The following is a 19,566-nucleotide window of genomic DNA, read 5'->3' on the forward strand; positions in this document are numbered from 1 at the left end:
GCTGAATGGAGGCATGAGCTCTTCCGAGACGGAGCCCTCGGCGGAACACGAGGGCGCCCTGCCCGTGGTCGCGCCCCAGCTCCGTGCGCTACGGCGTCGCGCGGCCCGCACCCTGGAGGCCGCGGCCCGCGCCGCCGGGCTGTCGCCCGCCCACCTCTCCCGGCTGGAGACCGGGCAGCGCCAGCCCTCGCTGCCGATGCTGCTCGCGCTCGCGCGGATCTACGGTACGACGGTCTCCGAACTGCTCGGCGAGACGGTCGCCGACCGGGACGCCGTCGTGCGCGCCGCCGACATGGAACCGACCGCCGCGGGCGGCTGGACGTACTGGCAGGCGGGCTCGCCCGGCCGCGGGATGCAGGCCCTGCGCGTCCATGTGCCGTACGGCTCGCAGGGCGACATCGTGCGGGTGCATCCCGGCGAGGAGTGGCTCCACGTCCTCAAGGGGCGGATGCGGCTGCGCCTCGGCGACACCACGCACCGGCTCGCGCCCGGCGACAGCGCGCACTTCGACTCGCTCACCCCGCACCGCATCGCCGCCCAGGACGAGGGCGGTGTGGAGCTCCTCTTCGTCCACACCCTGTTGCAGAGCCCCACGGCCACGCTGTGCCTGGGCCCCACCCCTGGAGAGACACCATGAGCAACTTCGAGGACAGGTTCCCGCGCGCCCTGTGGGTGCGGCTCATCATCTACATCGCGGTGGGACACGTCTTCGCGGCCTTCGTCTACTTCCTGTTCGAGGCGGGCGCGAAGTAGCCACGCCGGGCGGTCGCCGGTGCCCCGGCGTCAGTCGAGCAGGCGCTCCCGCAGTCGCTCCCGGGACTCCGGGGCGATCCGCAGGCCCTGCTCCAGGTAGGCGTCGATGCCGCCCCACGTCTCCTCGATCGTCTCGAAGGCCGCCGTCAGATACTCCGCACGCGCGTCGAAGAGCGGGCTCAGCAGCTCCATGACCTCGGGGGAGTAGACCGACGCACCGCTGCCGCTGCGCTTGACCTTGTAGCGGCGGTGCTTGGCGTTGGACTCCAGGTAGTCGGCGAGGATCGCCTCGCGCTCTACGCCGAGGGCGAGCAGTGTCACGGCGATGGACAGGCCGGCGCGGTCCTTGCCGGCCGCGCAGTGCATGAGGGCGGGGACGCTGTCCTCCACCAGCGAATGCAGCACCTGGGAGTGCTCGGCGGTGCGCTCCTTGATCATCGTGCGGTACGAGGTGATCATCCGGTTCGCGGCCTTGCCGTCGGCGAGGATGTCCCGCAGCTGGTCGAGGTCGCCGTCGCGGACCATCTTCCAGAACTCCGCGCCGTCCGCCGGGTCGCTCAGCGGCAGGTTCACATTGCGCACGCCCGGCAACTCGACGTCCGGCCCCTCCAGCTTCTGGTCGGCCGCGTTGCGGAAGTCGAAGACCGTGTGCAGGCCCAGGGAGCCGAGGAAGGCGGCGTCCTCCTCGGTGGCGTGCGCGAGGTGGCCGCTGCGGAACAGCACTCCGTAGCGCACCCGCCGTCCGTCCACTGTCGGCAGGCCGCCCACATCGCGGAAGTTGCGGACTCCGGCCAGCTCGGGCTCGGTCGACGGGATCTGCTGCGTCACTGGGGCTCCTCCCGGTCGGCCCCGCCGACGCGGCTCGGCGGTGGTGCCGACGGGGTGCGGTCTCGACCATACGACATGGATTCCTGAGGCAATGAGTTGTCCACAGGCGTTGCACCGGAGGCTCCGGCACCTTGATGATGTTGCTGCTTGATCGGACCTGTTCGAATGTGTGAGGGCTTGATGCTGGAGATCTCCGACCGTGGACGCACCTGGGTTCTTTCCGGGCCGACCAGCAGTTACGCCCTCCATCTCACGGAGGACGACGAGCTGCTGCACCTCCACTGGGGTCCGCGCATCGCGCTCGCCGACGCCGAGGAGCTGGCCGCGCGCCCCCTCCCTGACTACTGGCCCTTCGAGTCCACTCTCGACGGACACGAGGAGTACCCGGTCGAGGGCGGCCCCCGCTTCGTGCGCCCGGCCCTGTCCGTGCGCACCGACGAGCGGCGCGGCACCGAGTGGGCCTTCGACGCGTACGAGACCGAGGGCGCCGAGGGCTCCGGCGGTGAGGAGCTGCGGCTGCGGTTCCGGGACGGCGGACTGGGCATCACGCTGCACTACCGGATGCGCGGCGACGTCGTGGAGCGCTGGGTGACCCTGGACAACCAGGGGCCCGGCCTGGAGCTGCTGCGCGCCGACTCCGCCACCTGGACCCTGCCCGACCGCGAGGACTGGCGGCTGTCGCAGCTGCACGGGCGCTGGGCCGCGGAGTCCCGGCTCGTGCGGGCGCCCCTCACCTACGGTGAGAAGGTCATCGGCAGCCGTCGAGGCCACACCGGGCACCCGCTGCTGCCCTGGGTCGCGCTGGACACCGACGCCACCGAGGAGCGCGGCGAGGTGTACGGCTGTGCCCTCGCCTGGTCGGGGTCCTGGCGGATCGCGGTGGCCCAGCTGCCCGACGCGCGCGTGCAGGTCACCGGCGGGGTCGGGTACGACGAATCGGGGCTGCTGCGGCTGGCGGCGGGGGAGTCGTTCGTGACGCCGGTCTTCGCCGGGCTGTGGAGCGACCGGGGCTTCGGGGGTGCGAGCCGTGCCTGGCACGCCTACCAGCGCGCGTACGTGATCCCCGACGCCGATCAGGACCGGCCCGTGCTCTTCAACTCCTGGGAGGCGACCGAGTTCGACATCTCCGAGGAACAGCAGGGCACCCTCGCCAGGCGGGCCGCTGCGATCGGCGTCGAGCTGTTCGTCGTCGACGACGGCTGGTTCGGGGCGCGCACCAGCGACCGCGCCGGGCTCGGCGACTGGACGCCCAACCCCGACCGGTTCCCGTCCGGCCTCAAGCCGCTCGCCGACTACGTGCACGCCCTCGGCATGCAGTTCGGTATCTGGGTCGAGCCGGAAATGGTCAATCCGGACAGCGAGCTGTACCGCGCCCACCCGGAGTGGGTCCAGTACCAGACCGGACGAAAGCGGACGGAATTCCGCAATCAGCTCGTACTGAACCTGGCCCGTGAAGACGTCCAGGAGTACCTCTGGGGCCGGCTCGACGGGCTCCTGTCCAGCGCCCCGATCGACTATGTGAAGTGGGACTTCAATCGCTGCTTCACCGACGCGGGCTGGCCGGGCGAGCCGTACCCGCAACGCCTCTGGGTCGACCATGTGCACGCCTTCTACGCACTGTTGGACCGGCTGCGGGCCGCCCACCCCGGCGTCGCCTTCGAGTCCTGCTCGGGCGGTGGCGGACGGATCGACCTGGGCGTGCTGAGCCGCACGGACCAGGTGTGGACCTCCGACAACACCGACCCGCTCGACCGGCTCGCCATCCAGCACGGCTTCAGTCAGATCCATCCGGCGCGGGTCATGGCCGCCTGGGTCACCGACAGCCCGAACAACCAGCTCAACGGCCGGGTCAGCTCGCTGCGCTTCCGGTTCGTGAGCGCCATGGCCGGGGTGCTCGGCGTCGGCGGCGATCTCGCGCAGTGGAGCGAGGAGGAGCTCGCCGAGGCGGGGGAGTGGGTGGGGCTCTACAAGGAGATCCGGCCCGTCGTGCAGCGCGGAGACCTCTACCGGCTGCGGCCCCCGGGGGGCGGGCTGAGTGCCGTGCAGTACGTGCTCGGCGACGAGACCGTCGTCCTCGCCTGGCTCCAGGCGCAGAGCTACGGCGAGGCCGCGCCGGCGCTGCGGCTGCGCGGACTGGACCCGACAGCATCGTATGAATGCCGCGAAACGGGCGAAGTTCATCGAGGTGCCGTATTGCAGCATCACGGACTATTTACCGGATTGCAGGGCGACCTCGATGCGGTAGTTATCCGACTGCGCCGCATCTAGGGCTTCTGTCCGAATTGGCGCCTTAATTCCAACTCGCTCTGCGGTAAAGGTAGCTGGGGCGGTGTCACGTGAGGAGCGTCATATTCGTGACCGTGTGTCGCCCGTCATGTTCACGTAATTCACGTGCTTTTCAAGGGGCTTTGAGTCGGGCCACGCACTCATAATTCACGCAGGGTGACCGAGAATTCCCACAAGGGATCAACAGGAGCGCATTCGGACGGAACCTCTCACTTGTTCCCGTGCGTCTTCCTCGCTTACGTTCCCAATCAATCCGGACGGACGCCTAATCCTGCCGCCGACCGGAACCCGCGCACACTCACCCGACCACGGCAGGAGCGGGGGACCCACAGGTACAACCGCCTGTTCCGGTCTCCGGAACAGGCTTGGGGTCAAGTCGCGTCCCCACGCGACCGGGCATCTCCAGCCCGCACCCGACAGCTCACCTCGTAGGCGCCGGAGAGGAATTCGCCATGCCCGCGAAGGGTAAGCACCGCCGCCCGAAGCCCCCGCGCTTCACCCGCTCCATCGCCGTCGCCGGAACCGGTGGCGCCGCTCTCGCCCTCCCGCTCATCGGGGCCACCGGCGCCCACGCCGCTCCCTCGCAGTCCGTTTCGGAAAAGGCCGTTCAGTCCCTTCCGGGCGTCGAGAAGAAGACGGTTGCGAAGAAAGCCACCGAGAAGAAGACGGCTGTGCGCACCTATTCGGTGAAGGTCGGCGATTACCTCGCGAAGATCGCCGACGAGCAGAGCGTCGACGGCGGCTGGAAGAAGATCTACGCCGACAACCGCGAGGCCGTCGGCAGCGACCCGTCGCTGATCCACCCGGGCCTGAAGCTCTCGATCGGCGGCAAGAAGGCCGGGGAGAACGCCCCCAAGTCGTCGTCCCCGTCCTCCTCTTCGCCGTCCAAGTCGTCCTCGAAGGGCTCGTCCGCGAAGTCCTCCACGCCGAAGAAGACGACCACGGCCGCTGACAACGCGAGTGCGGTCAACGGCTTCTCCGCCCCCGTGGACGCCGCTTCCGTCGCCACCGCGTACAAGGTGGCGGGCAGTATGTGGTCCAGCGGTTACCACACCGGCGTCGACTTCTTCGCCTCGACGGGCACCCCGCTGAAGGCGGTCGGCGCGGGCACCGTCGTCTCCGCGGGCTGGGGCGGAGCGTACGGCAACCAGGTCGTCATCCAGCTCGCCGACGGCTACTACGCCCAGTACGGCCACCTGTCCTCGCTCTCCGTCTCGGCCGGCCAGACCGTGACGGCGGGCCAGGAGATCGGCCTCTCCGGCGCGACCGGCAACGTGACCGGCCCGCACCTGCACTTCGAGATCCGCACCACGCCGGACTACGGCTCGGACGTGGACCCGGTCGCCTACCTCCGCTCCAAGGGCGTCGCCATCGGCTGACCCCCCGCCGACCGCCTCGCCTGACACGCCTCCGAAGGCCGGACCCCGATCCCCGGGTCCGGCCTTCGGTGTGTCCGGGGGTGTCGACAGCGCGGGAGCGGCGGGAGAGGGTGATCTCCGTCGGATTGGCGCAAGCGCTTTCCCCGGCCTTCAGCCCTCAGCCCTCAGCCTCAGCCCCACTGCTCGCCTCGCCCCCCGCCCGTGTCCCGTGAAGGAGCCCAAGCCGTGACGACCACACGCAGAGCGTTCGGAATCCTGGCCGCCGGCGCCGCACTGGGGACACTCGTACCCGCGGGCCCGGCAGGCGCGGCGCCCCACCGCCGGGTCGTCGCCCACGACGGCTTCCGTCACGGCCTCGGCCAGGGGGTGACCGAACTCCAGGACGGCGGCACCGTCACCGCGTCGCACGGAGTGCTGGAGATCGACGTACCCAGCGGTGCAACGGTGTGGTTCAAGAAGCGGCTCGAAGGGCCGTACGTCCTCCGGTACACGGCCACCGCGATCTCCGAGGGCGGTCCCAACGACCGTGTCTCCGACCTCAACAACTTCTGGAACGCCGTCGACGTCCGGTCCCCCGACGACCTCTTCGCCACCCAACGGGGCGGCGCGCTCGCCGATTACGACTACCTCAAGACGTACTACGCCGGTTACGGCGCCAACTACAACACCACGACACGCCTGCGCCGCTACGTCGGGGAGGCCGGGGTCCGTCCGCTGGTCTACGACTACACCGAGCCGCTGTTGGTGCCCAACCGGCCCAACCGGGTCCTTGTCGTCTCCGACGGCTCCACCGTCCAGTGGTGGAACAACGGGCGGCTCGTCTTCGACTACACCGACCAGGAGCCTTACACCGGTGGGCACTTCGCCTTCCGGACGACTTGGAGTCACTTCAGGATCAGCGGCTTCCAAGTGTGGCGGTTGAGTCCACAACAGCCCTGATCAGAGGCTTATTCCAGGTTTGGCCAAGTCTTTGGGAGTGGCTTATCTCACCGCCCGTCAACCCTTCCTTACGGTCGCGTAAGTCACATTCGAAGGTGAATCATGCCGGTGTGGCAGGCGATTCGAAGAGTGACAGCAGAGCAGTGATCGGGTCGTACGTCGCGGTGGGGGACAGCTTCACCGAGGGCGTCGGCGACCCCGGCCCCGACGGGGCGTTCGTCGGCTGGGCCGACCGGTTCGCGGTACTTCTCGCGGACCGGCGGCCCGAGGGCGACTTCGACTACACCAACCTCGCCGTGCGCGGCAAACTTCTCGACCAGGTCGTCGAGGACCAGCTCCCGAAAGCCGCGGAACTGGCCCCCGACCTGGTCTCCTTCTGCGCGGGCGGCAACGACATCATCCGGCCCGGCACCGACCCCGACGAGGTGGCCGAGCGTTTCGAGCGGGCGATCGCCCGGCTCACCTCAGCCGTCGGCACCGTCATGGTGACGACCGGCTTCGACACACGTGGCGTGCCCGTGCTGAAGCATCTGCGCGGCAAGATCGCCACCTACAACGGACATGTGCGGGCCATCGCCGACCGGTACGGCTGCCCGGTGCTCGACCTGTGGTCCCTGAAGACCGTCCAGGACCGCCGGGCCTGGGACGACGACCGGCTCCACCTGTCTCCCGAGGGGCACACGCGTGTGGCGCTGCGTGCGGGACAGGTCCTCGGTCTGGAGGTCCCGGCCGACCCGGACCAGCCCTGGCCCCAGCTCCCGCCCCGCGGCACTCTGGAGATCCGCCGGGACGACGTCCACTGGGCGCGCGAGTACCTGGTGCCGTGGATCGGGCGGCGCCTGCGTGGCGAGTCGTCAGGGGACCATGTGACGGCCAAGGGCGCGCTGTCGCCGGACGACATCAAGATGCGGATCGAATCGGTGGCCTGAGACGGCCACCCGGCCATGTGGGCCGTGCCCTGTTCGAGGGGGCGCGGCCCACATGGCTGTCGTACGCGTGCCGCCCCATCCGCCCGGCGATGGCCGACCTCACCGCGTCGACGCGGTCAACGCCTCGCGCTCCAGCCCCAGTTCCCGGGCGAGCGCCTCGTCCACCCACTCCTGGGCACGCGCGCGTGACACCGCGCCCGGATACGACGTCAGCTGTACGGCGAGTCCGTCGAGGAGCGCCGTGAGGCGCAGCGCCGTACCGGCAGGGTCGGGACAGCTGAACTCCTCAGCGGCCACGCCCTCCGCGATGACCTCGGCGATGGCGGCCTTCCACTGCCGGTCCAGGTCCCGTGTGACCTCCTGCAACGCGGGCTCGCGCAGCGCCGCCGCCCAGCCCTCGATCCAGAGCCGCCAGCCCTTGGCCTGACCGGTCGGCGCATACCAGCGCACGGCTGCCCGCAGTCGTCGCAGCGCCGTCGTACGGCGGCCGAGAAGCCTGCGCAGACGGGCCAGGTCGCCCTCGGCCGCATGGGTGAACGCGGCCGCGACCAGCTTCTCTTTCGTGGCGAAGTGATACAGCACCAGCGCGTTGCTCACCCCGAGCACCGAGGCCACGTCGGCGATCCTGACCGCCGCCACGCCCCGTGCCTCTATCTGCTCCACCGCGGCCCGCAGCAACTCCTCACGCCGCTCCGCCACGCTCAACCGCACTCTTGCCACTCCGTCACCCTAAGGCCTCGGCTCGGGCCCTTCCCGAGCTGCGGGCGGGCACAGCCCAGGGACGGCCCGCCGTCACCTGTGCCATCCGAACCGCTCGGCGATCACCGGTAGCCGGTCAGCCGCGATGGCGTGCGCGGCGGCCCGGGGCGTCGTCCCGTCGGCCTCGGCGCGGGCCAGCGCGAGGTCCATCAGGGCACGCATCGAGCGCCGGGTGTGGGCGAAGGCCTGATCCGCGTCCGCGCCGATGTCGCCGAACAGCGTCCACCACCACCAGGCGTTCGTGGCCGAGTTGACCACGACGTCCGGCAGCACCGTGACGCCCCGCGCGGCCAGCAGTTCCTCGGCCTCTGGCCGTACGGGCATGTTGGCCGCCTCGGCGATCCAACGGGCGGTGATCCGCTCCTGGTTCGCGGCGTCGATGGTGTACGACACGGCCGCCGGCACCAGCACCTCCGCCTCGGCCGCCAGCCAGGCGTCGCCCGGCAGCTCACGGTCGCCGGGGCGCAGTGCGGCACGGTCGACGGTGCCGTACGCGTCCCGTGCCGCCAGTAGGCTCTCGACGTCGAGGCCGGCCGGGTTGGCGATCGTGCCCTTGATGTCGGCGACGGCCACGACCGTGAGCCCCGCGCGCGTGAGGAAGCGCGCCGTGGCGCCGCCCATGGTCCCGAGTCCCTGCACGGCGACCCGGGTCCTCCAGTACGGCACACCGGCCCGGTCCAGGGCCGTGAGCACCGACTCGGCGACCCCGCAGCCGCCGACCAGTTCGTCCAGCCCGATCCCGTCGACCTCGACGGCGAACGCGTCCGCGAGCCGCCGCCGGGCGTCGGCCTCGTCGTCGAGCAGCGGATACACGGCCTGGACGGACGAGACGAGCCCCGCCTCGGCGGCCGCGCGTTCCACCACGTCCTGGGTGAGACCGAGGTCCTCGCCCGTGGTCCAGAAGTTCTCGATGTACGGCCGCATGGTCCGCAGGTAGCGCACCAGGAGCCCGTACGCCTCCGGGTCCCGGGGATCGCAGTCGATGCCGCCCTTGGCGCCGCCCAGGGGGACGTAGCGGGCCTCGGGCTCGTAGTGCAGCGCTTCCTTCATGCTCATGCCGCGGGCGAGTCCGGCGACCTCCTCCAGCGTGCAGCCCGGCCGCATCCGCAGCCCACCGCTCGACACGCCGCGTACCAGCCGGTCCACGACCAGGAAGCCCTGGCGGCCGGTGACGTGATCGCTCCAGGTGAGCGACAGGAACGGGGTGGTCATGGGGGTCTCCGACGGGGGTGTGGGGGCCGCGTGCCGCGCGCGGTTACTGAACGATGGGTCAGTATCAGAGGGAGGGCGGGGACATGTCAACGTGCTGAATGAATGTTCAGCCGAGTGGCGATCCACAAGGGGCCGCCCGGGGTTGTCGGAGGGGCCGACCATAATGGAAGACCTCACCGACTCCACCTGGAGGTACCGTGGCCGGTTTCCGTTTCCCGAGCTCCGGGCTGAGCGCCCTGCGGCCCGAGGCCTTCGGCGTGGATCCGAGCGGTGAGCGCATGGCGCGCATCCGCAGATCGCCGCACTTCAAGGACGGCATCTTCCAGAACCCCGGGGGCACCGCCCGGACCCGTCCGTCCGGGTCGATGCTGGAGTTCGCCAAGGTCTTCTTCGACAAGGACACCCGGCCCCGCCGTGCCCCCAAGGGCACCGTGCCGGTGCATCCCACCACCTACGCCGACCTGGCCAAGCCGCCCGCCGGCGGACTGCGCCTGACCTGGATGGGGCACTCCAGCATCCTTGCGGAGATCGACGGCCACCGGGTGCTGTTCGACCCCGTGTGGGGCGACCGCTGCTCCCCGTTCCCCTTCGCCGGGCCCAAGCGGCTGCACCCCGTGCCGCTGCCGCTCGCCGCGCTCGGCCCGGTCGACGTCGTCGTCATCTCGCACGACCACTACGACCACCTCGACATGCCCACGATCAAGGCGCTGGCCGGCACGGACACGATCTTCGCCGTACCGCTCGGTGTCGGCGCCCATCTCGAACACTGGGGTGTCTCCGCCGACCGGCTGCGCGAGCTGGACTGGCACGAGGCGACGAAGGTCGGCGGACTCACCCTGACCGCCACTCCGGCCCGCCACTTCTGCGGCCGCGGCCTGCGCAACACCCAGCACACCCTCTGGGCGTCCTGGGTCGTCGCGTCGGACGAGCACCGGATCTACCACAGTGGTGACACCGGCTACTTCGAGGGCTTCAAGGACATCGGCGCCGATCACGGGCCGTTCGACGCCACGATGATCCAGGTCGGCGCCTACTCGGACTTCTGGCCCGACATCCACATGACGCCGGACGAGGGCGTCCGGGCCCATCTGGATCTGCAGGGCGGCGATCCGACCGTGGGCGCCCTGCTGCCGATCCACTGGGCCACCTTCAATCTGGCGCCGCATCCGTGGGCGGAGCCCGGGGAGTGGATGATGCGGGCCACGCACAAGGCCGGGGTGACGCTGGCCGCCCCCCGCTGCGGCGAGCCCTTCGAGCCGGCCTCCCTGACCCAGGTGACGCCGTGGTGGCGTGACGTGGCCGAGGCGCCCGCCGAGGGGTGGCCGGCGTGGCCGCCGGTCCCCTCGGGGCCGGAGAGCGCGGCGGCTGTGTAGCAGGGATCCACTGCGCGCCCCTGTTGGTCGGTTCGCGCCGGGCGTGTGGGAGCGCGGCAGGGCGCATGCTGTGCTGCGTGCGCCGATACGGCCCGTGATGTGCCGGGGGCGCGGAACCGGGAGTGCGCGGCGCCGAACCGTCCCGGCCGGGGCCTCGGCGAGCGCGGAAACGGGAAGTCCACGAGGGGTGGGGCACATGACGTGCCCCACCCCCGACTTTTCTTCGTGACCACTTCTGACCAGGTCTGATCGTTCGAGCGCTCCATGCGGGCGAACGGCAGGGCCGGTTATCGGTCTGTCGTACGAGAGCTCATACCAGAGCGGGACCCTGCCTGCGGGACTTTGTCAACTGCCCACCGCACATGATGCGGAGGCGACTACTGTGAGTGTCCGTCGGGCGACACGGAGCCGAATTTCGTCGGTTCTGTCGACCGACATCGCGATGGCGCATGCCCCGGGTCGCGCAGACCGCGCGCACGCCCCAAGGCCCCGACCGACGGACCAGTACGAGGACTCCGATGTCTCAACTCCGCGCCCCGGCCGCACGCGCAGACCGCCGTGAGGGCGGGCGGCACGGGCGCCCGGCCACCCGCACCGCGCCCGCGCTGCCCGAGACCCATATACGGCCCCAACTGCTGCGTCTGGCCGTACTGCCGCCCATCGCGGTGGCTCTCAGCGCCTGCGCGGCCGTCCTGTTCGTCGTGCGCACCACCGGAGCACGGCCGAGCCTCACCCTGTGGGCCGTGCTCACCGGTGCGGTCTCGGTGACCCTGGCCGGCATCACGATCGCCGCGGTGGCCGCCAACCGCACCGCCAGGTCCGTGAGCGACCGCATCGGCGCACTACGCCGCAGCAGCGCACGCGGCGAGGCCGATCTGCGGGCCCTCGTCGAGACGCTGCGGCGCGGCGACGGCCCGCCGAAGCGCAAGTCGCGCAGCGGTGCGCCCGAGGGTGCCGACGACTTCGAACTCCTCGCCGCCGATCTCGCCCGTGCCCACGACGGTGCCGTCACCGCCGTGGTCCAGGCCTCCCAGCTCTCCAGCCAGGCGGGCAGCGAACAGAAGCTGGAAGTCTTCGTCAACCTCGCCCGACGCCTCCAGTCACTCGTGCACCGCGAGATCTCGATCCTCGACGAGCTGGAGAACGAGATCGAGGACCCCGACCTGCTCAAGGGCCTCTTCCATGTGGACCACCTCGCCACCCGCATCCGACGCCACGCCGAGAACCTCGCCGTGCTCGGCGGCGCCGTCTCCCGCCGGCAGTGGAGCAACCCGGTCTCCATGACCGAGGTGCTGCGCTCGGCGATCGCGGAGGTCGAGCAGTACTCGCGGGTCAAGCTCGTCCCCCCGATCGACGGCACCCTGCGCGGGCACGCCGTCGCCGACGTCATCCACCTGCTGGCCGAACTCGTCGAGAACGCCACGGTGTTCTCCGCCCCGCACACCCAAGTGCTCCTTCGCGCCAACCTCGTGACCTCGGGGCTCGCCGTCGAGGTCGAGGACCGCGGCCTCGGCATGCCCGTCGCCGAGCAGAACCGTATGAACGCCCTGCTCGCCGACCCCGACCAGGTCAACGTCGCCAGCCTGCTGGCGGACGGGCGCATCGGGCTGTTCGTCGTGTCCCAGCTCGCCAAGCGGCACGGCATCCATGTGCGCCTCCAGACCAACATCTACGGCGGTGTCCAGGCCGTACTCGTCGTGCCGCAGGGCTTGTTGGGCACGGAGCCGGGGGATCGCGGAGGAGCGGGGCGGACATCGGGATCGCAGGGAGCACAGGGACAGGCACAGGGACAGACGCAAACACAGGCGCAGACGCCGATGCATGGGGCGGCGGGGGCATCCGTGCCGTCGCACTCCCCGTCGCAGGCACGTCCGCAGCAGACGACGGTTCCGCCGCAGCAGCACCGGCAGCCCCCGTCGGCCGCATCGGCGGGCGGGCAGCGCGGTCCGGCCGAGGAGTCGCCCGGGACATCGCGTCGGCAGCAGCAGCCGCCGACCGGCGTGAGGGGTACGGCCCCGCGGGCGAACGGCGACGGACCGGCACCGCTGCCCGTGCGTGGTACCAGCGAGGAGCGGGCCAATCCGGCGGAGGCCGTGCCCGGCATCAAACCCGGCGAGCGTCGGATCGTCGCGGAGAACACCGTCGCACCGCCCACTCCGCGTACCAGTTCCGTACGCGGCACCATGGGCAAGCCTCAACTGCCGCGACGCCGCGCCCAGGAACACATCGCGCCCCAACTCCGTGACGGTCCCGCACCGCGTCAGGAATCCGAAGTCATCGCTGGACATGACCCGGGGCTGATGGCTGCCTTCCAGCGGGGTATTGGGCTCGCCGAGACGCAGCAGCACATGGAGGCGGCGCATGCGGAGGCGGCGCATGCGGAGGCGGCGCACATGGATGCGACGCACCTGGATACCGGCCATGTGGGGGGCGGGCGTTTCGACGTCGGCCACCTGGACGCCGGACGCATGGACGCCGGACACGTGGATTCCCGGCACATGGATTCCGGATCCATGGATGGCGAGCACATGGGCGGCGACCCCTCTGGGGGCGGGCACATGGATGCGAGGCACATGGGTGCAGGCCACATGGACGCCCCGCACACCACATCGGGCCGGGCGACACAGGCGGTGTCGGGACATATGGCGTCAGGCCACATGTCCTCGGGCCACACAACGTCCGCCCATTTGGGGTGGAGCCGCCAGGACTTGGGCCACATGGACGCCGGGCACATGGACATGAGCCACACGGACTTGGGCCACCTGGACTCGGCCCACACCCCCGCCACCCCGACCAGCACCACGCACCCGACCACGCCCCTTTACCCCCACTCACTCCACCCGACCTCCGACACCACGTCACCCACCCCGGACCCGACCCGCTCGGCGGCCCCCACACCCCCCGAGCCCACCCTCCTGGAGTCCATGCGCCCGGCGTCGATCCGGCTGGAGCCGACGAACTTCGACACAGGGCGCCCGCACCCCCCACGTCTGCACCCGACCTCCCTGGATGCGCTCCACACGGATGCACTCCACACAGACGTGACCCCCATGACCACCCGGCAGTCCATGGACGTTCCGTCCATGGACCGGGCCCACATGACCGAGACGCACCCCGGGCCCGCGTCCCCGTCCCGTGATGTGCGCGGTGGGCGGGACGGTGGGTCCGGGTACGGCACCGACCACACCACCCGGCACGACGGGAGCGCACCAGCCGGATGACCACGCCCCTGACCAGCTCGAAGTCCGCCTGGAACGCCACCCCCGTCTCCAGCGCTCCCGCAGACATTCGTACCTCAAGGAGTCGATCCATCATGGCGAGCGAAGCGCCGACCGCTCATGTCTCCGATCTCGACTGGCTGATGAGCGGCCTCGTGCAGCGCGTACCGCACACGACCAGTGCGGTACTCCTCTCCTGCGACGGGCTCGTGAAGTCGGTTCACGGCCTCGACCCGGACAGCGCCGACCACATGGCCGCCCTGGCCTCCGGCCTGTACTCCCTCGGCCGCAGCGCCGGAGTCCGCTTCGGCGACGGCGGGGACGTGCGGCAGGTCGTCGTCGAGCTCGACTCGACACTCCTGTTCGTGACCACGGCAGGGTCCGGCACCTGTCTCGCCGTGCTGGCCGGCCGCGAGGCCGACGCGGCCGTGCTCGGCTACGAGATGGCGATGCTGGTCAAGAGCGTCCGCCCGTACCTGGTAACCGCTCCCCGTCAGCACTCCGTCGAACCCTCGGCGATGAGGCCTTGAACGTGACGGCGGCCGGCGACGGGCCCTGGCTCGATGACGCGGCCGGACGGCTGGTGCGCCCTTTCACGGTCAGCAACGGCCGTACCAGGCCCACCATCGCGCTCGACCTGATGTCGCAGGTGATGGCCACCGGGGCGACCCCCCTCGGCTACCTCGGCCCCGAGCACGAGCAGGCACTCGACCTGTGCCGCGCCCCCGTCTCGGTCGCCGAGGTCGCCGCCCACCTGAAGCTGCCGGCGGCGGTCACCAAGGTGCTGCTGTCGGACCTCGTCGACGGCGGGGCGCTCACCACCAAGCCCCCCGAGTTCCACCACAACCCGACTGACCGGGCTCTTCTGGAGGCAGTGCTCGATGGACTACGACGACAGCTCTGACCCCTTCCCCACCGCACTGAAGATCTTGGTGGCGGGAGGGTTCGGGGTCGGCAAGACGACCTTCGTCGGCGCGGTGAGCGAGATCGCGCCGCTCAGTACGGAGGAACTGCTCACCACGGTCAGCGCAGCGACCGACAGCCTCGAAGGAGTCGAGAACAAGATCGAGACGACAGTGGCCATGGACTTCGGCCGCATCACGCTCGATCCGGAACATGTCCTGTACCTGTTCGGCACGCCCGGACAGGAACGGTTCTGGTTCATGTGGGACGAGCTCTCCGAGGGTGCGCTCGGCGCGGTCATCCTCGCCGACACCCGGCGGCTGGAGGACTGCTTCGCCGCCGTCGACTTCTTCGAGCAGCGCGGCCTCGGCTTCATCGTCGCGATCAACGAGTTCGACGGCGCCTACCGGTACGACCCCGAGGAGGTCCGTGCCGCCATCGACCTGGACCCGGAGATCCCCATCGTCCGCTGCGACGCCCGGATCTCCAGCTCCGGTGTACAGACCCTGCTCACCCTCGTACGGCATCTGATCGCCCACACCCCGGCACCCGCGCCCAGCCACGGCGCCCACATGTGACACCCGCACACCCCAGGACGGAGCCGCATATGATCCACGCCCACAGTGACGGAATCCGCCCATGAGCTACGGCCCACCCCGCCCGGTCGCTCGTCTGCTGCTCACCCCCGAGGACAAGGAGGCCCCCGCCCGCGCACGGCGACTGCTCAGTCTGGGTCTGGGGGAGAACCCCGACCCGGCCCTGGACGTCTTCGCGGACCATCTGGCCGGGCTCACCGGATCGCCGTACGCGATGGTCAACTTCATCGGTGAGAACCGGCAGTTCTTCGCCGGCCTGCATGTGCGGCGCGCCGTGACGCTGGAGCGGACCGACGAAACCAAGCCGGAGCTGGGCCGACATATGGAGCGCGACCATGGGTTCTGCCCCCATGTGGTCGTCCGACACAAGGCGCTGGTGCTGGAGGACGTGCGCGACTATCCGCGGTTCGCGGGGAACCCGATCGTCGACGAGTTCGGTATCCGCTCCTATCTGGGCGCCCCGCTCATCGACTCCACGGGGATGGCGCTGGGCACCGTGTCCGTCGTCGATGTGGAGCCCCGGCCGTGGGGGAGGGCCGGGCTGGAGACCATCAAGGCGTCGGCGGCGGAACTGGTGGTGCGGCTGGAGCGGCGGGCGATGGACGGGCTGCCGCTGTGAGCATCAAGTTCCATACATGACAGGTGAGTTGGCGGGGATCGTTGCGGGGCGCAGAAGGGAGAGCAGCCGCAGGAGGGGCGCGGCCCTCGGACTCTCCCGGACCTCCCGGGAAAAGGGGCCTGATCACCGACCCGCGTCTCGGCGTCCTCGGCTTCGGTCTGCGCGGCTCCCTCGCCCACACCGCGAACCGCCCCGGCCACGGCTTCCGAGACACCGCACCCCCACGCCGACCTCGCCTGCGAGGACCTGCGCGCGGGAGGTGCCGTAGGGGAAGCGGCATCTCTGGAGCCGGAGCTGATCGCGTATTTCGAGGGTGACCGGCGGGAGTGACGGGGCGCGTGCGGAGGGCGTGAAGGAAAGCTGTGGCGCCGCTTAAGAAAACCTCGATGGACCGGGGCGCCGCCGTACGGCAGATTGCAGTGCGATTCCACCCCTCTCCCCGACCCCGGGCCGCTCAGGCATGCCCGCGGCCGGGACTCACCCTCAGGAGCCGTAGCGTTGAAGGCGCTGGTCAAGGAGAAGGCGGAGCCCGGGCTCTGGCTCGCGGACGTCCCGGAACCGGCCGTCGGACCCGGCGACGTACTGATCAAGGTGCTGCGCACCGGCATCTGCGGCACCGATCTGCACATCCGGTCCTGGGACGGCTGGGCGCAGCAGGCGATCCGTACCCCGCTCGTGGTCGGCCACGAGTTCGTCGGCGAGGTCGTGGAGACCGGCCGGGACGTCACCGACATCAACCCCGGCGACCGGGTCAGCGGCGAGGGCCATCTGGTGTGCGGCAAGTGCCGCAACTGTCTGGCCGGACGGCGTCATCTGTGCCGTGCCACCGTCGGCCTCGGCGTCGGACGCGACGGGGCCTTCGCCGAGTACGTCGCCCTGCCCGCCGGCAATGTGTGGGTGCACCGTGTGCCCGTCGACCTGGACGTCGCCGCGATCTTCGACCCGTTCGGCAACGCCGTGCACACCGCACTGTCGTTCCCGCTGGTCGGCGAGGACGTCCTGATCACCGGCGCCGGTCCGATCGGCCTGATGGCTGCGGCCGTGGCCCGGCACGCGGGGGCCCGCAACGTCGTGATCACCGATGTGAGCGAAGAGCGGCTGGACCTGGCCCGCAAGGTGGGCGTGAGCCTCGCACTGAACGTGTCGCGGGCGAGCATCGCCGACGGACAGCGCGAACTGGGCCTGCGCGAGGGCTTCGACATCGGCCTGGAGATGTCCGGCCGCCCCGAGGCCATGCGCGACATGATCGCCAACATGACGCACGGCGGCCGTATCGCCATGCTCGGCCTGCCCGCCCAGGAGTTCCCCGTCGACTGGGCCCGGATCGTCACCTCGATGATCACCGTCAAGGGCATCTACGGCCGCGAGATGTTCGAGACCTGGTACGCCATGTCCGTGCTGCTGGAAGGCGGCCTCGACCTCGCGCCCGTGATCACCGGCCGGTACGGGTACCGCGACTTCGAGGCGGCGTTCGCCGACGCGGCGAGCGGCCGCGGCGGCAAGGTCATCCTCGACTGGACCGCGTAACACCGCGTAGCGTCGCGTCACCCATCGTGCGACTCACCGCGTAAGTCCTCTGCATCCCTGGGAGCTTTGAGATGTTCGACTCCGTGCGCGACGACCTGCGCACCACCCTCGACGAGATCCGCGCCGCCGGCCTGCACAAGCCCGAGCGCGTGATCGACACCCCGCAGTCCGCGACCGTCAACGTCAGCGCGGGCGGCCGCCCCGGCGAGGTCCTCAACTTCTGCGCGAACAACTACCTCGGCCTCGCCGACCACCCGGAGGTCGTCGCCGCCGCCCACGAGGCCCTGGACCGCTGGGGCTACGGCATGGCGTCCGTCCGCTTCATCTGCGGCACGCAGGAGGTGCACAAGGAGCTGGAGGCCCGCCTGTCGGCGTTCCTCGGCCAGGAGGACACGATCCTCTACTCCTCCTGCTTCGACGCCAACGGCGGTGTCTTCGAGACCCTGCTCGGCCCGGAGGACGCGGTGATCTCCGACGCCCTCAACCACGCGTCGATCATCGACGGCATCCGCCTGTCCAAGGCCCGCCGCCTCCGCTACGCCAACCGCGACATGGCCGACCTGGAACGGCAGTTGAAGGAGGCCGCCAGCGCGCGGCGCAAGCTGATCGTCACCGACGGCGTCTTCTCCATGGACGGCTATGTGGCCCCGCTGCGTGAGATCTGCGACCTCGCCGACCGCTACGACGCCATGGTCATGGTCGACGATTCGCACGCCGTCGGCTTCGTCGGTCCCGGCGGCCGGGGCACCCCGGAGCTGCACGGCGTCATGGACCGCGTCGACATCATCACCGGCACCCTCGGGAAGGCCCTCGGCGGTGCCTCCGGCGGATATGTGGCGGCCCGCGCCGAGATCGTCGCCCTGCTGCGCCAGCGCTCGCGGCCGTATCTCTTCTCGAACACCCTGGCCCCGGTGATCGCGGCGGCCTCCCTCAAGGTCATCGACCTGCTGGAGTCGGCCGACGACCTGCGGGTGCGGCTGGCCGAGAACACGGCGCTGTTCCGTCGTCGGATGACCGAGGAGGGCTTCGAGATCCTCCCCGGCGAGCACGCCATCGCGCCCGTGATGATCGGCGACGCGGCGAAGGCCGGCCGGTTGTCGGAGCTGCTGCTGGAGCGAGGCGTGTACGTGATCGGCTTCTCGTACCCGGTGGTGCCGCAGGGGCAGGCCCGGATCCGCGTCCAGCTGTCCGCCGCGCACTCCACGGACGACGTCAACCGTGCCGTGGACGCCTTCGTGGCGGCGCGGGCGGAGCTGGAGGGCTGACCCCGACCACACGGGGGCATTTGAGACAATCGATCTCATGATCGAAGCGCGGCGGCTCCACATCCTCCGTGCGGTGGCCGACCATCGCACGGTGACGGCGGCTGCCGCCGCGCTCTATCTGACCCCGTCGGCGGTCTCCCAGCAGCTCGCCGCGCTGGAGCAGGAGACCGGGCACCGGCTGGTCGAGCGCAGCGCCAAGGGCGTACGGCTGACCCCGGCCGGCGAGATCCTGCTCGGCCACACCAACGCGGTCCTGGCCCAGCTGGAGCGGGCGGAGGCCGAGCTCGCGGCATACAGTTCCGGCGCGGCCGGCACGGTCACGGTCGCCTCCTTCGCGACCGGCATCGCCCAGGTCGTCGCCCCGGCGGTGGCCCGCCTCGCCCTGTCGGCGCCGGGCATCCGCATCCGGGTCCAGGATGCGGAGGGCGATGCGAGCCTGCCGATGGTGCTGGACCGGCAGGTGGATGTGGCAGTCGCCGTCGAGTACCGCGGGGCGCCGCCCGCCGACGACCCTCGCCTGACCCACGTACCGCTGTACGCCGAGCCGTTCGACGCGGTCGTCCCGGTCGCCCACCGGCTGGCCGGCGCCGCCGAGATCCCCCTCGCCGACCTGGCCAAGGATCCGTGGATCGGCCCGTACCCCGGCAACCCCTGCCACGAGGTGGTCGTCCTGGCCTGCGAGAACGCCGGCTTCCAGCCTCGCCTCGAACACTCCTCGGACGACTTCCGCGCGGTCGTCGCCCTCGCCTCGGCCGACACCGGGGTCGCCCTCGTGCCGCGCTCGGCGCTGCGCGGCATGGATCTCACGGGGGTCGTCGTGCGGCCCGTGGACGGGGTGGCGCCCACACGCCGGGTCTTCGCGGCCGTCCGCAGGGGCGCCGAGGAGCATCCGCTGATCAAGCCGGTGCTGACGGCACTCGGGGAGGCTGCGGGGGAGTGAGCCGCCCGTAACATTTCCGTTTCATATATGGGATAGCGTC

At 70.6% G+C, this 19,566-nt stretch carries 17 protein-coding genes, 1 pseudogene and 1 riboswitch; of the genes and pseudogenes, 15 read left to right on the forward strand and 3 right to left on the reverse strand.

Annotated elements, in window-relative coordinates; genetic code table 11:
- Positions 1-13: 13 nt before the first annotated feature.
- Both POF73_RS09400 and POF73_RS09405 read left to right on the forward strand, forming a co-directional pair.
- Positions 14-637 carry a helix-turn-helix domain-containing protein gene (locus POF73_RS09400; RefSeq protein ID WP_272114087.1) on the forward strand — a complete coding sequence of 208 codons (624 nt, stop codon included), beginning with the start codon at positions 14-16 and terminating at the stop codon, positions 635-637.
- Positions 634-753, forward strand: a complete 120-nt coding sequence (locus tag POF73_RS09405; protein WP_272114088.1) for a DUF6126 family protein — start codon at positions 634-636, stop codon at positions 751-753. Before POF73_RS09400 ends, POF73_RS09405 begins: the two co-directional genes overlap by 4 nt.
- A 30-nt stretch (positions 754-783) precedes the next feature.
- Here the strand turns inward: POF73_RS09405 and POF73_RS09410 are convergent, their stop codons facing one another.
- On the reverse strand, positions 784-1,581 hold the full coding sequence (locus POF73_RS09410; RefSeq protein ID WP_272114089.1) for a tyrosine-protein phosphatase: 798 nt from the start codon (positions 1,579-1,581) through the stop codon (positions 784-786).
- 180 nt (positions 1,582-1,761) lie between these two features.
- On the opposite strand from POF73_RS09410, the gene POF73_RS09415 reads away from it, so the two are divergent.
- The 4 genes from POF73_RS09415 to POF73_RS09430 all read left to right on the forward strand — a co-directional run bounded on the left by POF73_RS09415 (position 1,762) and on the right by POF73_RS09430 (position 7,114).
- Positions 1,762-3,849 carry an alpha-galactosidase gene (locus POF73_RS09415; protein ID WP_272114090.1) on the forward strand — a complete coding sequence of 696 codons (2,088 nt, stop codon included), beginning with the start codon at positions 1,762-1,764 and terminating at the stop codon, positions 3,847-3,849.
- 307 nt (positions 3,850-4,156) lie between these two features.
- Positions 4,157-4,315: riboswitch (cyclic di-AMP (ydaO/yuaA leader) on the forward strand.
- Positions 4,316-4,319: 4 nt separating this feature from the next.
- Positions 4,320-5,246 carry a peptidoglycan DD-metalloendopeptidase family protein gene (locus tag POF73_RS09420; protein WP_272114091.1) on the forward strand — a complete coding sequence of 309 codons (927 nt, stop codon included), beginning with the start codon at positions 4,320-4,322 and terminating at the stop codon, positions 5,244-5,246.
- Positions 5,247-5,471: 225 nt separating this feature from the next.
- Entirely contained in the window at positions 5,472-6,185 is a 714-nt protein-coding gene (locus tag POF73_RS09425) for a DUF6250 domain-containing protein (RefSeq protein WP_272114092.1), read from the forward strand.
- A gap of 143 nt (positions 6,186-6,328) precedes the next feature.
- Complete coding sequence (locus POF73_RS09430; protein ID WP_272114218.1) at positions 6,329-7,114, forward strand: SGNH/GDSL hydrolase family protein; 786 nt, start codon at positions 6,329-6,331, stop codon at positions 7,112-7,114.
- Between the two features lie 99 nt (positions 7,115-7,213).
- Here POF73_RS09430 and POF73_RS09435 read toward each other — a convergent pair whose 3' ends face one another.
- Together POF73_RS09435 and POF73_RS09440 are read right to left on the reverse strand one after the other, a co-directional pair.
- On the reverse strand, positions 7,214-7,834 hold the full coding sequence (locus POF73_RS09435; protein WP_272114093.1) for a TetR/AcrR family transcriptional regulator: 621 nt from the start codon (positions 7,832-7,834) through the stop codon (positions 7,214-7,216).
- 72 nt (positions 7,835-7,906) lie between these two features.
- Positions 7,907-9,085 carry a Glu/Leu/Phe/Val dehydrogenase dimerization domain-containing protein gene (locus POF73_RS09440; protein ID WP_272114094.1) on the reverse strand — a complete coding sequence of 393 codons (1,179 nt, stop codon included), beginning with the start codon at positions 9,083-9,085 and terminating at the stop codon, positions 7,907-7,909.
- Positions 9,086-9,282: 197 nt separating this feature from the next.
- Between POF73_RS09440 and POF73_RS09445 the strand changes: the two genes are divergently transcribed.
- From POF73_RS09445 to POF73_RS09485, 9 genes and pseudogenes are all read left to right on the forward strand, one after another.
- A complete protein-coding gene (locus POF73_RS09445) occupies positions 9,283-10,458 on the forward strand; it encodes an MBL fold metallo-hydrolase (RefSeq protein WP_272114095.1) in 1,176 nt (391 codons plus the stop codon).
- Between the two features lie 518 nt (positions 10,459-10,976).
- Positions 10,977-12,638, forward strand: a pseudogene (locus POF73_RS09450) (ATP-binding protein); the annotation flags it as partial.
- 1,133 nt (positions 12,639-13,771) lie between these two features.
- On the forward strand, positions 13,772-14,206 hold the full coding sequence (locus POF73_RS09455) for a roadblock/LC7 domain-containing protein (protein ID WP_003996239.1): 435 nt from the start codon (positions 13,772-13,774) through the stop codon (positions 14,204-14,206).
- Positions 14,207-14,208: 2 nt separating this feature from the next.
- Positions 14,209-14,580 carry a DUF742 domain-containing protein gene (locus tag POF73_RS09460; RefSeq protein WP_093911774.1) on the forward strand — a complete coding sequence of 124 codons (372 nt, stop codon included), beginning with the start codon at positions 14,209-14,211 and terminating at the stop codon, positions 14,578-14,580.
- On the forward strand, positions 14,558-15,157 hold the full coding sequence (locus tag POF73_RS09465; protein ID WP_272114096.1) for a GTP-binding protein: 600 nt from the start codon (positions 14,558-14,560) through the stop codon (positions 15,155-15,157). The genes POF73_RS09460 and POF73_RS09465 overlap by 23 nt, the downstream gene beginning before the upstream one ends.
- Positions 15,158-15,218: 61 nt before the next feature.
- Positions 15,219-15,794 (forward strand): GAF domain-containing protein, encoded by a 576-nt coding sequence (locus POF73_RS09470; protein WP_272114097.1) that lies wholly within the window; start codon positions 15,219-15,221, stop codon positions 15,792-15,794.
- A gap of 498 nt (positions 15,795-16,292) precedes the next feature.
- Positions 16,293-17,321, forward strand: a complete 1,029-nt coding sequence (tdh, locus tag POF73_RS09475; protein ID WP_272114098.1) for an L-threonine 3-dehydrogenase — start codon at positions 16,293-16,295, stop codon at positions 17,319-17,321.
- 71 nt (positions 17,322-17,392) lie between these two features.
- Positions 17,393-18,586, forward strand: coding sequence for a glycine C-acetyltransferase (locus POF73_RS09480; protein ID WP_272114099.1), 1,194 nt, complete (start codon positions 17,393-17,395; stop codon positions 18,584-18,586).
- 37 nt (positions 18,587-18,623) lie between these two features.
- On the forward strand, positions 18,624-19,526 hold the full coding sequence (locus POF73_RS09485) for a LysR family transcriptional regulator (protein WP_272114100.1): 903 nt from the start codon (positions 18,624-18,626) through the stop codon (positions 19,524-19,526).
- Positions 19,527-19,566 lie beyond the last annotated feature (40 nt).

The organism is Streptomyces sp. HD, from assembly GCF_028369295.1.
Lineage (GTDB): Bacteria > Actinomycetota > Actinomycetes > Streptomycetales > Streptomycetaceae > Streptomyces.

Bases quoted from the DNA above. Each gene is read 5' to 3' on its own strand.
- POF73_RS09415 (WP_272114090.1), top strand. From the start codon at position 1,762: ATGCTGGAGATCTCCGACCGTGGACGCACCTGGGTTCTTTCCGGGCCG.
- POF73_RS09485 (WP_272114100.1), top strand. From the start codon at position 18,624: ATGATCGAAGCGCGGCGGCTCCACATCCTCCGTGCGGTGGCCGACCAT.
- POF73_RS09470 (WP_272114097.1), top strand. From the start codon at position 15,219: ATGAGCTACGGCCCACCCCGCCCGGTCGCTCGTCTGCTGCTCACCCCC.
- POF73_RS09405 (WP_272114088.1), top strand. From the start codon at position 634: ATGAGCAACTTCGAGGACAGGTTCCCGCGCGCCCTGTGGGTGCGGCTC.
- POF73_RS09440 (WP_272114094.1), bottom strand. From the start codon at position 9,085: ATGACCACCCCGTTCCTGTCGCTCACCTGGAGCGATCACGTCACCGGC.
- POF73_RS09455 (WP_003996239.1), top strand. From the start codon at position 13,772: ATGGCGAGCGAAGCGCCGACCGCTCATGTCTCCGATCTCGACTGGCTG.
- POF73_RS09400 (WP_272114087.1), top strand. From the start codon at position 14: ATGAGCTCTTCCGAGACGGAGCCCTCGGCGGAACACGAGGGCGCCCTG.
- POF73_RS09480 (WP_272114099.1), top strand. From the start codon at position 17,393: ATGTTCGACTCCGTGCGCGACGACCTGCGCACCACCCTCGACGAGATC.
- POF73_RS09420 (WP_272114091.1), top strand. From the start codon at position 4,320: ATGCCCGCGAAGGGTAAGCACCGCCGCCCGAAGCCCCCGCGCTTCACC.
- POF73_RS09465 (WP_272114096.1), top strand. From the start codon at position 14,558: ATGGACTACGACGACAGCTCTGACCCCTTCCCCACCGCACTGAAGATC.